The 14815-nt window shown below is 34.6% G+C and carries 15 protein-coding genes (1 of these 15 cut by a window edge); 2 read left to right on the plus strand and 13 right to left on the minus strand.

Features of this window, described 5'->3' with window-relative positions; translation table 11 throughout:
* The 12 genes from FHQ18_RS02105 to FHQ18_RS02160 form a co-directional block, all read right to left on the minus strand.
* On the minus strand, positions 1 to 2175 hold the 5' portion of the coding sequence (locus FHQ18_RS02105; protein WP_149265520.1) for a flagellin N-terminal helical domain-containing protein. 1350 nt of this gene lie to the left of the window's left edge; only the first 2175 of its 3525 coding nucleotides appear in the window; it begins with the start codon at positions 2173 to 2175; its stop codon lies off the left edge, out of view.
* 10 nt (positions 2176 to 2185) lie between these two features.
* The gene (gene flgK / locus FHQ18_RS02110; RefSeq protein WP_149265521.1) at positions 2186 to 3940 is read right to left on the minus strand and encodes a flagellar hook-associated protein FlgK; all 1755 of its coding nucleotides are present in this window, start codon (positions 3938 to 3940) and stop codon (positions 2186 to 2188) included.
* Positions 3941 to 3949: 9 nt separating this feature from the next.
* Complete coding sequence (locus FHQ18_RS02115; RefSeq protein ID WP_149265522.1) at positions 3950 to 4435, minus strand: flagellar protein FlgN; 486 nt, start codon at positions 4433 to 4435, stop codon at positions 3950 to 3952.
* Between the two features lie 41 nt (positions 4436 to 4476).
* Complete coding sequence (flgM, locus tag FHQ18_RS02120) at positions 4477 to 4773, minus strand: flagellar biosynthesis anti-sigma factor FlgM (protein ID WP_149265523.1); 297 nt, start codon at positions 4771 to 4773, stop codon at positions 4477 to 4479.
* 115 nt (positions 4774 to 4888) lie between these two features.
* Positions 4889 to 5239: a rod-binding protein gene (locus tag FHQ18_RS02125; protein WP_149265524.1), complete on the minus strand. Its 351-nt coding sequence runs from the start codon at positions 5237 to 5239 to the stop codon at positions 4889 to 4891.
* The gene (locus FHQ18_RS02130) at positions 5236 to 6327 is read right to left on the minus strand and encodes a flagellar basal body P-ring protein FlgI (protein WP_149265525.1); all 1092 of its coding nucleotides are present in this window, start codon (positions 6325 to 6327) and stop codon (positions 5236 to 5238) included. Before FHQ18_RS02130 ends, FHQ18_RS02125 begins: the two co-directional genes overlap by 4 nt.
* A gap of 9 nt (positions 6328 to 6336) precedes the next feature.
* On the minus strand, positions 6337 to 7044 hold the full coding sequence (locus FHQ18_RS02135; RefSeq protein WP_149265526.1) for a flagellar basal body L-ring protein FlgH: 708 nt from the start codon (positions 7042 to 7044) through the stop codon (positions 6337 to 6339).
* Positions 7045 to 7256: 212 nt separating this feature from the next.
* On the minus strand, positions 7257 to 8117 hold the full coding sequence (gene flgA / locus FHQ18_RS02140; protein ID WP_149265527.1) for a flagellar basal body P-ring formation chaperone FlgA: 861 nt from the start codon (positions 8115 to 8117) through the stop codon (positions 7257 to 7259).
* A 14-nt stretch (positions 8118 to 8131) separates the two neighbouring features.
* Complete coding sequence (gene flgG, locus FHQ18_RS02145) at positions 8132 to 8920, minus strand: flagellar basal-body rod protein FlgG (RefSeq protein WP_149265528.1); 789 nt, start codon at positions 8918 to 8920, stop codon at positions 8132 to 8134.
* 26 nt (positions 8921 to 8946) lie between these two features.
* The gene (flgF, locus tag FHQ18_RS02150; protein WP_149265529.1) at positions 8947 to 9711 is read right to left on the minus strand and encodes a flagellar basal-body rod protein FlgF; all 765 of its coding nucleotides are present in this window, start codon (positions 9709 to 9711) and stop codon (positions 8947 to 8949) included.
* Positions 9712 to 10332 (minus strand): hypothetical protein, encoded by a 621-nt coding sequence (locus FHQ18_RS02155; protein ID WP_149265530.1) that lies wholly within the window; start codon positions 10330 to 10332, stop codon positions 9712 to 9714.
* Between the two features lie 131 nt (positions 10333 to 10463).
* Positions 10464 to 12137, minus strand: a complete 1674-nt coding sequence (locus tag FHQ18_RS02160; protein ID WP_149265531.1) for an IS1634 family transposase — start codon at positions 12135 to 12137, stop codon at positions 10464 to 10466.
* Between the two features lie 227 nt (positions 12138 to 12364).
* On the opposite strand from FHQ18_RS02160, the gene hslV reads away from it, so the two are divergent.
* Together hslV and hslU are read left to right on the plus strand one after the other, a co-directional pair.
* Positions 12365 to 12892: an ATP-dependent protease subunit HslV gene (hslV, locus tag FHQ18_RS02165; protein WP_149265532.1), complete on the plus strand. Its 528-nt coding sequence runs from the start codon at positions 12365 to 12367 to the stop codon at positions 12890 to 12892.
* Position 12893: 1 nt separating this feature from the next.
* Positions 12894 to 14219 carry an ATP-dependent protease ATPase subunit HslU gene (gene hslU / locus FHQ18_RS02170; RefSeq protein ID WP_149265533.1) on the plus strand — a complete coding sequence of 442 codons (1326 nt, stop codon included), beginning with the start codon at positions 12894 to 12896 and terminating at the stop codon, positions 14217 to 14219.
* Between the two features lie 288 nt (positions 14220 to 14507).
* On the opposite strand, the gene FHQ18_RS02175 is transcribed toward hslU, so the two are convergent.
* Entirely contained in the window at positions 14508 to 14750 is a 243-nt protein-coding gene (locus FHQ18_RS02175) for a hypothetical protein (RefSeq protein ID WP_149265534.1), read from the minus strand.
* Between the last annotated feature and the right edge of the window lie 65 nt (positions 14751 to 14815).

Here is a 14815-nt window from a genome sequence, read left to right on the forward strand (position 1 = left end):
ATCGAGTGAAGTATTCGGATCAATAACAACCTTAATGCCATAACCTATTTCAACAGGTACCCCTCCTGATATGTCAGGTTTAGCAATTTGTTTTATCACGGAATTCCCAGATGTTATTGTTATAGTACTTCCGTCATCAGAAAAATTCCATGTAGTATCAATCCCACCTGTATATTTCCCAACAAAAACAACATCCTTGTTAACTTCAGGATAACCTATCCCCTGATTGTTTTCATTTAACTTTAGCGTCATTCTGCTTACACCGGCACGCAAATCTTCCACTACAAGTTGACCATTCTCTATCCTCGCATCTACAGTATTGTCATAAAGAGATTCTATGAACTCCACAAAATCTTTGATCTTTTTAGTTGCTTGATATGAGGGGTAAGTGTCACTCCTTGGGGTTGAAAACTGAACATCATTAGTATTTATAACTTTTGTATTAAAATAAGTATTATTATCCGGATCAATATTTACGTATTCCAAAACTAAATTAAATTGTCCATCACCAAGTGTTCCGATATCTACTTTAGCTTTAATCGTGGTTGCTAAACCAGCATTTTTTAATGCCTCATTCAAATTTGCTTGAGCATTATCCCTATTCTGCTCTTCTGAACCACTACTAGGAGCATTAAAAACCACTTTCTGCCCATTTATTATAAGTTCAACATCACCACCAAAAGATATATCATTATGAACATTCTTTAGAGGTGATTCATATGTTGTTGAATCAAGCTGTTTAAATTCATCATATCCTATAAAAAACTTTCTCCCTTTCCCTGTTGCAACATAAGGAGGATCACCAGAACCTTGAATAAAACCCAGAGTATTATTTTCACTTCCTGTAACCTTTAATCTCACATATGCGCCAGCCCTTGTAGTAGCAAGCATCACTTTATCACCGTCAGCAAAGGCTTCGATCTCATTACCAAGCCCTTCCTGCTCAAGTTTCCTATTAAGCTCAAAAACCACATCCTCAATATTTTCATAAGCCCTTTTATCCATCACAATAGAAACATTATAATTTCCATATTCAATCGTTATTGTCCTCTCTGCATCCGTGGCATTAGTCATATCAAGCTGAACATTTTCAGAACCCCACAATTTTGCAATACCCACTGGAAACCCATTGTGATCTGTACCGCTTAACTCAATATAGTCTGCTGGTGATATATTTGCATTGTCAATATCAAGAAAATTGGTTGTTTCTGTTATTGACAAACCATTCACTGAATTGAAAACAGTACCTTTTAATACTCTATTAGTTTCAAGAAAAACTTCCTTTCCTGTTAGATTTAATGTTACATCCTGACTATAACCGATTTTTGTGGTTATCTTACCATCATCACCATGATATCTGATGTCATCACCTGGCACATAATAAAAAGAGACTTTTGTACTGTCAAAACTGCTAAAATCAACATCTGGTAATTTTATCCCAAAGCCAACTCCTGTATTAACGATCTGCCCAGGCTCATATTTTAATATCATATAACTATTTGCTATATTGCCATTTTTAGCCGATTCATCACTACCATTTGAATCAAAAAAAAGTTTTTTACCCGTTGAATCAACTATTTCAATTTTAATCAAATCATTCGATCCAATAACCTTTTCAATATTGACAGTATAATTACCTTCATCAAGCTCTTTTAAATCCGCAAAGGTTTTTTTCTTAACCACATCAATTTGAAAATTATCCGTAGTCACCCCTTTTATCTGTTTTTCATCTGCAGCAAAAGGCTTTGTATCTGTTTTATAACCGGCAAATATATATCTACCAAGATAATTTGCATTCCCAATATCAACCAAACTATCTAAAATATTTTTAACATCACCTGCGAGGGCTTTTCTGCTAGTCTCATTTTGTGAAGCATTAATACCGGCAACAGCATATTCATTCTTGGCTTTACTTATTAAACTTGAAGCATTTTGTAACTCGTTATCTTCATTGGTAATCCATGTGAGAGCATTTTCTGCATTTCTTTTGAATTGATCCATTTCATCAATCATTCTTTGAATATTTATGGCACTAGCATAATAAACGGGATCACTTTCAGGATTTAAAAGATTTCTTCCTTTATTCACTTTATCATTTGCAACAGTCAATTTCTCAAGACTATTACTTATACTTCTCTGATTTTTCAGATAAAGCATATTAAAAGTTACTCTCATAAGCTAACCCCTATCGACCAACAACACCTGTCCCATTTATTAACCTATCAATCATCTGATCAACTGTAGTGATAAATCTTGCATTTGCTTCGTAAGCCTTTTGAAATTTTATCAAGTTTGTGAACTCTTCATCCAGAGAAACACCTTTTACTTCTTCCAATTTAAGCTGTAACTGGTTTACCGCTTCTGTCTTGGCATCCACAAAAACATCTACCTGTCTCTTATCACTGGCAATTTGTGCCACAAATACCGTATAAAAATCATCAAAACGTGCTCCGCCACTTTCAAAAACCTGCTCGTATTTCAAATTTGCAATTTCAAGAGCATTGCTATTATCTCCAGGCTCACCGGTTTTACTTGTTGCGATAAAACGATTATCATTTTTGACAATATCATTTAGTTCAATTGTTTTTGCATCTGTGCCTTTAAAATAACCATACATTCCAAAAGCTGCCAAAATATTGGAGTTATCTTCGGAAAAACTAAAAGTATATCCATCTGCTGACTGTATTTTTAATTTATTCCCTTCTGCTAAATATGCCTGAATTAATCCCCCATTTGGATTACCATCAGCCTGAGATATCCTTTGTATCAGCGAATTAAGGCTATCCTCTTCTGGATCAATATCGATATCATAATCAGCTACTTTTAACCCTTCATCATTATACACAGATATCCTAAAAGTCCCTTTATTAACATCAAAAGGAAGTCTACCAGGATCTTCGCTAAATTTATAAGATGGGTTTTCAACATAATTCGTAGAAGTGATTTGTGTAAGACGTTCCAGCCCTTGCCCCAAAGCATGTATCTGATTTGTTTTTAATATCAAATTCTTGGCAAATTCATCCAATGTATCAAGATATCCTTTCAATATATCATCTCTACTTTTTAATTCAGCATACAACCTTCCTGAAGTAATTTTATCACTGACATTTACCTGAGGTTTATCAATAAGTTTTGCTCCCCAATAAATATCGTAGTGACCATTGTTATTTTCGTTTTCTACTGAATATAATTTATTTGCAGTCGCTCCATCCACAATAGAAATACCACCAATGAATACACTAAGTTGACCATCAGATCTTTCAAATGTACTTACATTGGCAAGTTCGGCCATTTTGTTTAAAAGTAATTCCCTTTTATCCCGCAAATCATTGGCATGATCACCGGCTGCTTCTGTTTTCGCTATTTGATAATTCAAATACGCTATATTTTCTGCTAAGTCGTTTATCTCTTTTACATATTCCTCTATATTTTTATCGGATTGCTCTCTAATACTTTCAATGGCACCATACCCTTCATGAATCTTTTGAATCAAAGTATCTGTCTTCTCTATCAATGTTATTCTTTTTACGGTAGCTTCATCAGAGGCATCAGGTGCAGTATTGGCAAGATCAGCCCAGGCATTAAAATAATCCTTTAGTGCATCTCCCAGTCCTGAACCGGCTTCCAACTCATTGAAATAAATCTCTACGCTTTGCAAAGATTGCTGTAAGCTTTCGTAATATTTTAATGTAGAATTTGAGTTCCTTAAATTTTTTGCAAGCACTTCATCATATGTCCTTTCGACTCCAGCAATACGAGCTCCTCTTCCAAATGGTCCAGGATGAACAAGTAGAGGGATTTCTGTTTCTATACTTACTCTTTGCCTTGAATAACCTTCCGTATTGACATTGGCAATATTATGCCCCGTAACATCTATCCCAGCTTGTGAAACCATTAACCCAGATACACCGGTTTGAAAAATTCCGAATATATTGGACATAAATCACCTTTAAAGATTTTTATCTATTGCTGTCTTATATGCTGTACTTGCATTATAATTTCTTGTATACGAAGCTTTATTTTCAGTTATACCAATTTGATTGAAAAAGTCAGAAATTAGTTTAAGATTAGTATTATAAAGAATCTTTATTTTCTTGTTTTCTATAGCAATTTTCTCAGTAATCTCTAAAATCTCATCGCTGATACTTCTAAGTGTTTCTTTTTTTTCATCATCCACCAAAACTTTTAAAATCTCCGAAAGTGTAATACTATCTTTACCAAGTGATCTGGAGATTTTTTGCTCTACCTTTCTACGCGCCTCCTCAAGCATTTTTTCTTTATAAAAGAAAGTATCTTTAATTTTTGGGAGCTCCATCATTTTATCAACATCCCAATTGATAATATATTCTTTTTCCCGTAATAACAGGTCGTAAAGCTCCTTATATAAATCACGCTGAGCAGTGAGCACACCTATAAGGTTCTGGATTGTCTCCATCCTTTCCTCCGTTGTAATTGTCCTAAATTTGCTAGCTACAGTTAGAAGAGGTTGTCTATGGCAAGGTTGACTATTTTTTCAGCGACTTTTTTACCACTTATATCGTATGTGCCGGATTCTATTTGCTCTTTAATATTCTTAACTTTTTCTATCCTTACATCAGAAGCATTTTTTAACTTAATTTTTAAAGTATCTACTTCTTTTTTTGCTCTGGAGATTTCTACTCTGTCCTGTTTTTTTAATTGTACGCTATCCCTATCTTTCTTTTCCAGCTCTTTTTGCTTATCCAACCTAGCAAGACTTTCATAGCCCAATCTTACTTTGTCCTCAATCCTCATCTTTTCCTCCAGCTCCAGCTTAACTGGAATATCGGCACATACTTAAAAAACTTTAGCAAAAATCCCTGCATTAAACAACCTCTTTTAACTGCATCTAGTTCTATACAAGCAACCCTTATGCCAACAAATCACTTATAAATTGTCCGGATACTGAAACATTTTTTCCATTATTCTGGTAATTTTTTCCCTTATCCTGCAAAATACCTCTTGATAAAAAGTCGAACAAAATATCCTTTATCCCTCCCTCACTTTTTTCTGCTGCCACTTTTGACACTTCCACGTAAAACATATCTTTATAAATATCATCAGCTACAGATTGAGGTAACAAATTGCTTTTAAATGTGTTTTTAGAAGTTTTCAAAATTTCATGGTAAAATAATGACTCGAAATCAGCACATGCTTTTTTTAGTTTTTCAAGTTTCACATTATCATTTACAACATTCTTTATTGCATCCACTCTCATCATATTATCTCCAATTCACCCTGCAAAGCACCTGCAGCTTTTATTGCCTGTAAAATAGCTATTAAATCTCTTGGAGAAACTCCCAAAGAGTTAAGGGCTTTTACCAAATCACTAATTCTTACACCCTCAGGAATAACCATTAATCTTGCATCCTCTTCTTTGACTTCAACATCTTTTTGCCTAACCACAGCTGTTTGCCCTCGTGTAAAAGGCTCTGGCTGACTAATTTCCACCGTATCTGTAATTTTAATTGTCAAATTTCCATGGGAAACAGCCACTGTGCTTATCCTCACATCAGAGCCCATTACAATGGTACCTGTCCTTTCATCTACTACCACTTTTGATGAAGGCTCAGGATCTATTTCCAAACGAAGTACTTTGTCTAGAAAGTCGTAAAAATTATCTCTATAATTTTCAGGGACAAACACTTTAATAGTCTTTGGTGAATCCACCATAGCTATATTAGTTTTAAAAAAACTATTTATAACGTTTTTTGCTTTAACCAAATCAGAAATACTATCTCTTTCAAACGCTAAAGTGATATAATCTTGATCCAAGCTAAAAGGGATCTCTTTCTCCACCATAGCACCATTCGGAATTCTACCTACAGTGGGATGATTTTTCACTGTACCACCGCCACCAGCCGAAACATTCAACCCTCCTACAGAAAGAGGACCTTGAGCCACAGCATAAATCTTACCATCCGGGCCTGCTAGTGGTGTCATTAGCAATGTGCCGCCCTCAAGACTTTTGGCATCACCGATAGAAGAAACAGTTACATCAACTCTAGTACCTGCCTTTGCAAATGGTGGTAATTTTGCTGTCACCATTACTGCGGCTACGTTTTTAACTTTAACCTTCTTCTTATCAACGGTAATACCCATTCTATCCAACATATTGACAAGTGACTGGATAGTAAACTCAGTCCCAGATTTGTCACCAGTGCCGTTCAAACCCACTACAAGGCCATAACCAATTAACTGATTATCTCTAATACCGCTCACTTTGGCTATTTCTCTAATCTTAACAAGGGCATAAACATTATAAGTGAAAAATAACGCTATAATAATCGCTAAAAATCTAACTCTCATCACACCCTCCTAAAATGGCCATACCCAGTCAATGACAGATGCAAGCCATCCTTTTTTATTTGCATCTGTCAGCATCCCTTTTCCACTGTATGTAATCTGAGCATCTGCTATTGCAGTAGATAGTACAGTATTGTTAGCATCAATATCTTTTTGCCTTATCACACCCTTAACTGAAATTACCTGCTTTTCCTGATCCACTACAATCTCACGATGTCCTTCAATTACTAAATTACCTGATGGTAATACATCAATAACCCGGGCAGCAATCGTGGCAGTCACTGTATCAGACTTCTGTTTTTGGCCTTTTCCACTAAATGAGTTATTTGTACTCGCATCTATGTTTGGATCGAACTTATTCCCAGAATTTAGAAAATTAGTCATCCCAAAATGCGTAGGTAATCCTAATAAGCTTGTTATTCCTGTTTTATAGCTTGTAGATTTGCTAGTTTTAACTGTATTTGAATTTGATGCAGAAGATGACTCAATAATTTTCACTATAACAATATCCCCCACCTTTCTTCCTTTATAATCAAGAAAAAATGTCCCATAGCTGCCCATATCTGTCCATAAAGATGGAGAAGGTTTCTTTGATGCCTGATACTTTCTGTATTCCTCTATCTCTTTTTTATAATCAGTTGTAGGAACCTCTGTTACAACCTTTTTGGCACACCCTGAAAAAAGTAAGGCAGCTATTAAAAATGTAACCATCCTTTTCATATCTACCCCTCACAAACCTTTTTTGTATTATTAAGCAACATGCTTGCCAAAATTTGTAGATTGAAAATAAGAAAATTTTTCCCTTGATGAATAGATCTTGTATTTTTAGTAATCAGTATGGAATGTAACCCATACTACTTATACACCCTTGCTCCCAGCTTTGAACCTTGAACATTGAACTTTGAACTTTGAACCTTGAACTTTGAACTTTTTCAATAATCCAATATAATTGCTCTTTTATCTCCAACATATTTAGCAATGACAAATTTACCTGACGATGGATTTTTCACTTTGACAACATTGCCAATATATGCATTTTGTTCCAAAATCCCTTTTGTAACAGCTATGATACTGGCACTTTTATAAATCAGTTTTACATAATCTCCTTTAAATGCATCAGGTTTTTTTATTACATATTTATCGGTAACTATTCTATTTGTCGGGATGGTCCTTGATGCAATATACTCATCAATATCCATTACAGGCTCTCCTAGCAACCTTGTAATCTCCACACGCTTTTTTACAACTTTATTGCTAATAGGCTCGTTCTTTTTTATACGTTCTTTTGATACAAAAACTTCCTTATATCCTTTAACGTATGCATATATCCTGTAATTCTTATACCCATTCGATAACAAATAATATACAGAACCTAATCTATCATTATTCATAAAATTCAATCTCAAATCATTTATATTGGCAAAATAAATCCCTTTATTCATACTAATTTTTTCAATACTTATTTCAATATCAGGAAAACTTTTCCTGTACAGATTAGCAATCAATTGTTGCACAATTTCTTCTGTTACAAGTTTACCCTTTCTTTTCACCACAATTTTCTTAATAGAATTTAACTTTGGTTTTAATCCTGGATTCTGTTTAAGTATCTTTTGTAGAACGGAATATTGTAGTATTTTTTCATCACCTGGAGCAAAATTGCATGTCAATTTGCTATTATCACCATTTACAAACAAATCACTGTAAAGGAGACAATCTCTATCAATAACAATCTCACTCCCAAAAACTATACTACCATATAAAAATATTATTAAAGTTAGCAAAACCTTTTTCATTGTTGCCTCAGACTCTACCTCTTCAGATTATTCACAATTTGAAGCATTTCATCTCCGGTCTGAATAGCCTTCGAATTGATTTCATAAGCTCTTTGTCCAGTAATCAGATTTACCATCTCCTCCACCACATTTACGTTACTCATCTCCAAAATACCCTGAGCAATCGTACCAAGCCCTTCTTCTCCTGGCACACCAGTAATCGGCTCACCGCTCGCTGCTGTTTGGAGATAAATATTTTTACCAATTGAACGTAAACCTGAAGGGTTTATAAATTTTGCAAGCTCAATCTGACCAAGCTCTGTGGGTTCAGCCTCACCTGGCAATGTGACTGAAACTGTGCCATCTTCACCCACAATTATTTCAAGGGCATTTTCAGGTATCGCAATATTTGGCTCCAAAAGATAACCTTCTGCGGTAACAAGATTACCATCAGCGTCTATTTTAAAGGAACCATTCCTTGTATAACCAATTGTACCGTCAGGTAACGTTACCTGAAAAAAGCCATCCCCTTCGATCGTCAAATCAAGGGGATTTCCTGTTTGCTGAAAATTGCCTTGAGAAAATATTTTTTCTGTGGAAACCACTTTTGAGCCAAGACCTATTTGAATCCCAGTTGGATGATTTATACCTGTAGCTGTCACAGCACCTGCAGGCCTAATCTCCTGATATAAAAGATCTTCAAAATTGACTCTAGATTTTTTAAATCCTGCTGTGTTAACATTTGCAAGATTGTTTGCAATGTTATCAATATTTATTTGCTGAGTTGTCATACCACTTGCTGCAGTCCAAAGTGTCCTAAGCATAACTACCTCCTAATCTTTTCAAAAAACTAAGCCAATCTTCCAATATCATTGGAAGTTTTACTATTTATTTCATCAATGGTCTGCACTACTTTCTGATAAGTTTCAAATCCCCTCATAGTCTCAATCATAGTCACCATCTCTTTAATGGGATTTACATTGCTTTCCTCAAGAAATCCTTGTCTAACTCCAGGATTTTCAGATTCTTCAGGCATAAAACCGATGGCAGCATATAAGTTTCTACCCATTTTTTGTAATGTTGATGGATTCTCCACTTCTGCAAGAAACAATTGCTCTATAACAGCCCCGTTAACCACAATCTCACCATTTGGAGTAATGGTAACATCACCATCAGGAATAATTATCCCATTGGTATTCTCAAAGTTTCTTGATAAGACAGGATATCCATCTTGGGTAACCAATCTCCTGTTTTGATCAAGGGTAAAGTGCCCATCTCTAGTAAATCTGATACCATAAGGAGTGTCCACTGCAAAAAACACATTTTTATTTTCCAATGCTAAATCAAATCTATTACCTGTCTGTCTCAAATTTCCAGGAGAAAAGTCAGTATACAATGAATCAAGCTTTACAGTTTTATTTATTGTTTTGTTATACTCAGTACTTCTAATAAAATCTTGCGGCACCCTTTTATCATCATACAAATAATTACTAAAAATAGTTTCATCTCTTTTAAATGATGTGGTGTTGATATTAGCAAGATTATTACTAATCACTTCCATTCTTCTTGACTGTGCAAGGAGACCACTTGTGGCTACATACAAACCGTTTAACATCTAAGCACCTCTCACAAATGCTTTTTTAAGCTGTTTCTTAAAGGTATATTCAAGTGTTTTCAAAGAAATATAGGATACGGGCTTTGCCCTTTTTGAAGGGAAGTACCAGAAGTTTTCATCAGATTTTGAATAACCTGATATCTTTGAAAAATAAGCAACATTACCTTCTCTATCAAAAATGGTAATTTCAAGCTTTGAAAAATTTTTACCAATCACCATCTGCGGAGAATCAACAATGTTTGCCACTAAAATATAATCAGCACTTTTCTCATCTACTGCAATCTGAGCAAATTTATTTATAACAATATAATTCTTCAAAGCATTTCTGATTGTTTCATCATAAGTCAATTCACCACCATGTTCTCTTTTTACTGGGGCAATAAATACTCTGTTTTCAGGAGAAATTTTCTTGATAACAATCGGTTTATTATAATCAAATTTCACCTTGGTTTTATCATACAGTAAAGATGAAAAATTAGTATTTGCCTCAATTAAAGCTGCTATATAAATATAGCCGATGGATGGCTTTCTAACTGCATCACTGAAATCCCTCACCGTAGTTGATTCATAACTGCAACCAAAAAAAGCTATCACAAATATCAGCGGTAAAATCTTCCTCATTCCAACCTCCTGCAACTTCATAAAGCAACTGTTATGCCAAAAATAGTATTTGAAACCCAAGTTTGACAGTTGATTTTGCAAATGATATTGTTTATTAATAAGATAGCGAAAACAAAAAGTGAAATTATTTACTACAAATGTCTCAACTTAGGTATAGGACAACCCAGAGCCTTAAATATCTTCTTTTGCCTATCAGTTACACGAGTAAGCGATATACCCCTTATCCCAGAATTCGTAAGATAACTCACTGTCTTCAATTTCCTCAGCTCAAATAATGCCTTCTCCCAGCTCAAATCTACACCAGCATCTTTCAATCTCTTCTCCATTATACTCGTTACCAACATTGATAGAAAACATAAGAATATATGACCCCTTATCCGATTCTCGCTAAAATGATACATCGGACGAACTTCAAGTGAATGCTTTAACTCCCTAAATCCATGCTCCACTCTCCATAACTTCTTGTAACTCTCTATTATCTCTTCCTTACTATAGTCAAGCTTACTTAAATTACTTACAACCATAAACCAGCCAAAACCAGATTCCAAACGATTAAGTACTTCCATATTAGGCTCTACATCAATCTTTCCATCTGATAATGAAAGTTTATACCACCTGCTCATGCCTTGCGACTTTAAAAAAGATTTCAACAGATGATACTTATCCGTAACACTTATCCGCTTCTTATTTATCTCTTGAAATTTGTTCTCAAAAAGAGATAACTTCTCACGATAACGCTTCATATTCAACCTGTAAGTCTCAGGATTAAACGATAATACATACCTCAATTTTGCCAATTTACCATTAGAGGTCTCATAATCCAATTCCTTCTCAAAAATAAATTCCTCTTCCTTATTTCTCTGATTCAAGTTTGCTTCTGATAAAATTTCTCTGCTAATCTTCTTATTCTTATCCTCTCCTATAATAAATGTCTGATCTCCTTCTATAAGCTTATCCAAATTTGAAGAACTTATCATTCCCTTATCTGTCACTATCGATACCTCTATAAGCTCTCCAAATCTCAACTTAATATCCTCAATAACTGATATTAACGTTGTCTTATCTACTCTATTACCTTCAAAAACATAATGACATAATGGAATACCTTCTTCTGTCATTACAACTCCTATCGTTACCTGTACCCTGTCAGGACGATTATCCCTAGAATATCCATACCTCCTAATATCCGATGAATCTAACTCTGATGAAGTCTCAAAATAGCTCGACGTTATATCATAAAAACACATCTTCAAATTCAAATCAAACATAGTCAACACTCTTTTAGCCAACTTATTCTCAATCTCTTTCTTATGTTTTATCAAAAAATCCATCGTACGTAGTAAATTCTCATAACTTATATCTTTTCTCTTCAATCCTGGAATATATACCGTCTCAAGCCAAGAAAGTAACTTTAGTTTACTCGATGGCTCCGATATCCTATTCGTCAATAATGCTTTAAAATGTGATACCACATCAAACTGTATCTTACTCTCCTTATCCTGCTTCTTTTTCAATTCTTGAAATAATTTCAGCTCCTTCAATATCGATAAAACCACAAATATATCACCAAAATCTTTGCTCTCACCAAATTCCTTTATGCTTTCGTAAAAAACTTCACCTTTTAATTTCATTATACTATCTACAAATTTATCTGCATCAGTTTCGAGAAATTTATCTAATGGACCGAAATGATATAATATTCTTGTTCTTGGTTTACCTTCTTCATTACGGTAAGATTCTACTAACTGTACAGCTTGGTGAATTTTACCTGAAGAGCTTTTTGATTTTACGACTCTCAAAAACATACATATAGATACCATAATAAAAACATTAAGTCAAGAAATATGAGACATACAAGAACAATATACGTACTACATCACACATTTTTTTTCAAGTTTTTTCAACACAAAAATCCTTTATTTAAAGCATTCCTGACAACGAGTATCTTGAAATACCCTCAGATTCTGTCAAACTTGGGTTGAAACTTTCAACAATTTGCATATTATAATCAGGGTCTACAAGGGAGGTCAGAATGTTTAAGGGGACAACTATTGTTGCTGTAAAGAAAAATGGCAAAATTGCAGTTGGAGGGGACGGTCAGGTTACTTTTGGTAATACTGTATTAAAACATAATGCTAAAAAAGTTAGAAAAATTTATAATGATAAAGTCATTTGTGGTTTCGCAGGTTCTACAGCTGATGCCTTTACTTTAATGGAAAGATTTGAGAAGAAGTTGAATGAATATAGTGGTCAACTTTTGAGAGCTGCAGTAGAGCTTGCAAAAGACTGGCGTACGGATAAATATCTTAGAAGATTAGAAGCAATGATGATTGTGGCTGATGAAAAAAGTCTATATCTTTTAACAGGAACTGGAGATGTGGTAGAGCCAGAAAATGGAATTGCTGCAATTGGCTCAGGTGGTCCTTTTGCTCAAGCTGCTGCCACAGCCCTTGTGGAAAACACCGATTTAGACGCTAAGGACATTGTGAAAAAATCTCTGGAAATAGCTGCATCAATTTGTATTTATACGAATAACAGCTTAATAATAGAGGAGTTTTAACATGGAAAATTTAACACCAAAACAGATTGTAGCTGAACTTGATAAATATATTGTAGGACAAAAAGCTGCTAAAAAGGCAGTTGCCATAGCCCTTAGAAACCGCTGGAGAAGACTGCAACTTCCAGAAAAATTGCAGGATGAAATCGCACCAAAAAATATAATAATGATTGGCCCCACAGGTGTCGGTAAAACTGAAATAGCACGCAGGCTTGCAAAACTCACAAAATCACCCTTCATCAAAGTGGAGGCAAGTAAATTTACTGAAGTAGGTTATGTGGGACGAGATGTTGAATCGATGATAAGAGATCTCGTAGAAATCGCGATAAATATGGTAAGAGCAGAAAAGAGAAAGGAAGTATTGGAAAAAGCTAAAAAAAATGCCGAAGAGAAGATACTTGATCTGCTTTTGCCAAGACCATCTGGATTTGCGAGCTCCCCTTCTGATGAAGAAACAAGGGAAAAATTCAGAAAGATGCTAAGAGATGGAAAGCTTGATGAAAGATTTGTTGAAGTAGATGTGGAAGATGCCGGGCCTCATATCGAAGTATTAACAAATGTAGGAATGGAAGATCTTGGAATGAATTTACAGGACATGTTTAAAAATCTTTTCCCAGGTAGAAAGAAGAAAAAGAAAATGAAAATTAAAGAGGCCATGTCCTTATTGGAGCAGCAAGAAGTAAACAAGCTCATAGACATGGATGAAGTGAAATCCACTGCAATCAAAAGGGTAGAGCAATCAGGTATAGTCTTTATTGATGAAATAGACAAAGTTTGTTCAAGAGATAGCGGTTCATTCAGAGGTGCTGATGTATCAAGGGAAGGTGTGCAAAGAGATTTACTACCTATTATCGAAGGCTCCACTGTAATGACAAAATACGGAATGGTCAAAACAGACCATATCCTTTTTATTGCTGCAGGAGCTTTTCACATAGCAAAGCCCTCTGACCTGATACCGGAACTTCAAGGGAGATTTCCCATTAGAGTAGAACTTGATTCTCTTACAAAAGATGATTTTATAAGAATACTTACAGAACCTGAAAATGCTCTTACAAAACAGTACAAAGCTTTACTTCAATCAGACGGAGTGGAAATTGAATACACGCCAGACGGCATAGAAAAAATTGCAGAAATTGCCACATATGTAAATAAAACTAATGAAAATATTGGTGCAAGAAGACTTCACACCATAATGGAAAAACTACTTGAAGAAGTTTCTTTTGAAGCACCTGATATCGAAAATAAAAAGGTAATTATTGATGCAAACTATGTGGATGAAAAACTTTCCGGCATAATAAAAGACGAAAACCTCACAAAATACGTACTTTAAAAAAAATGGGTAAATGTGTGAAAAGGTAAATGCGTATATGGAAAAGGGATAGATTGGATGTGAGGATGTGAAGATTTGAGAACATGAATCTTTTCGGTGGATAAAATCCACCTTATTAATCTTAACCTTAACCCCAACCCTCTCTAACTTTGAACTTTGAACTTTGAACACGTGTAATAAAGCATTTGTATAGTATATTGACTACGCACAACTCAAGTTTTATTGTTTGGAAATTACAATACGTACGGTATTATTACACGTGTTGAACCTTGAACATTGAACATTGAACTAAAAAATCGCTTTGGTTACAATCTCTTCTAATTTCTCTTTTGAATCCAGCTTTATTTTTGTTTTGCCGTCAATAACTACTTCAGGTGGATTTATTGTTCCGTAATCCTCAGGAGTTTTCTCTTTTGATGTGTCAATCAATTTCACTTCAACTTTATCACCAAATCTGTGTTTAATACTTTCCACAAGCTCTGGTGTCTCTTTATCCTTTTCTCCATTATAAAAAATTTCAACCTTTATCATACTGTCCCCTCCTATCGGTTCTTTAATTTATTATAGCACAATTAAAAATTTTTGCATAATTTTAC

Origin of the sequence: Deferribacter autotrophicus (assembly GCF_008362905.1) — a bacterium.
Classification (GTDB): Bacteria; Chrysiogenota; Deferribacteres; order Deferribacterales; family Deferribacteraceae; genus Deferribacter; species Deferribacter autotrophicus.

Bases quoted from the DNA above. Each gene is read 5' to 3' on its own strand.
- flgK (WP_149265521.1), bottom strand. From the start codon at position 3,940: ATGTCCAATATATTCGGAATTTTTCAAACCGGTGTATCTGGGTTAATG.
- FHQ18_RS02115 (WP_149265522.1), bottom strand. From the start codon at position 4,435: ATGGAGACAATCCAGAACCTTATAGGTGTGCTCACTGCTCAGCGTGAT.
- flgM (WP_149265523.1), bottom strand. From the start codon at position 4,773: ATGAGGATTGAGGACAAAGTAAGATTGGGCTATGAAAGTCTTGCTAGG.
- FHQ18_RS02125 (WP_149265524.1), bottom strand. From the start codon at position 5,239: ATGATGAGAGTGGATGCAATAAAGAATGTTGTAAATGATAATGTGAAA.
- FHQ18_RS02130 (WP_149265525.1), bottom strand. From the start codon at position 6,327: ATGAGAGTTAGATTTTTAGCGATTATTATAGCGTTATTTTTCACTTAT.
- FHQ18_RS02135 (WP_149265526.1), bottom strand. From the start codon at position 7,044: ATGAAAAGGATGGTTACATTTTTAATAGCTGCCTTACTTTTTTCAGGG.
- flgA (WP_149265527.1), bottom strand. From the start codon at position 8,117: ATGAAAAAGGTTTTGCTAACTTTAATAATATTTTTATATGGTAGTATA.
- flgG (WP_149265528.1), bottom strand. From the start codon at position 8,920: ATGCTTAGGACACTTTGGACTGCAGCAAGTGGTATGACAACTCAGCAA.
- flgF (WP_149265529.1), bottom strand. From the start codon at position 9,711: ATGTTAAACGGTTTGTATGTAGCCACAAGTGGTCTCCTTGCACAGTCA.
- FHQ18_RS02155 (WP_149265530.1), bottom strand. From the start codon at position 10,332: ATGAGGAAGATTTTACCGCTGATATTTGTGATAGCTTTTTTTGGTTGC.
- FHQ18_RS02160 (WP_149265531.1), bottom strand. From the start codon at position 12,137: ATGTTTTTGAGAGTCGTAAAATCAAAAAGCTCTTCAGGTAAAATTCAC.
- hslV (WP_149265532.1), top strand. From the start codon at position 12,365: ATGTTTAAGGGGACAACTATTGTTGCTGTAAAGAAAAATGGCAAAATT.
- hslU (WP_149265533.1), top strand. From the start codon at position 12,894: ATGGAAAATTTAACACCAAAACAGATTGTAGCTGAACTTGATAAATAT.
- FHQ18_RS02175 (WP_149265534.1), bottom strand. From the start codon at position 14,750: ATGATAAAGGTTGAAATTTTTTATAATGGAGAAAAGGATAAAGAGACA.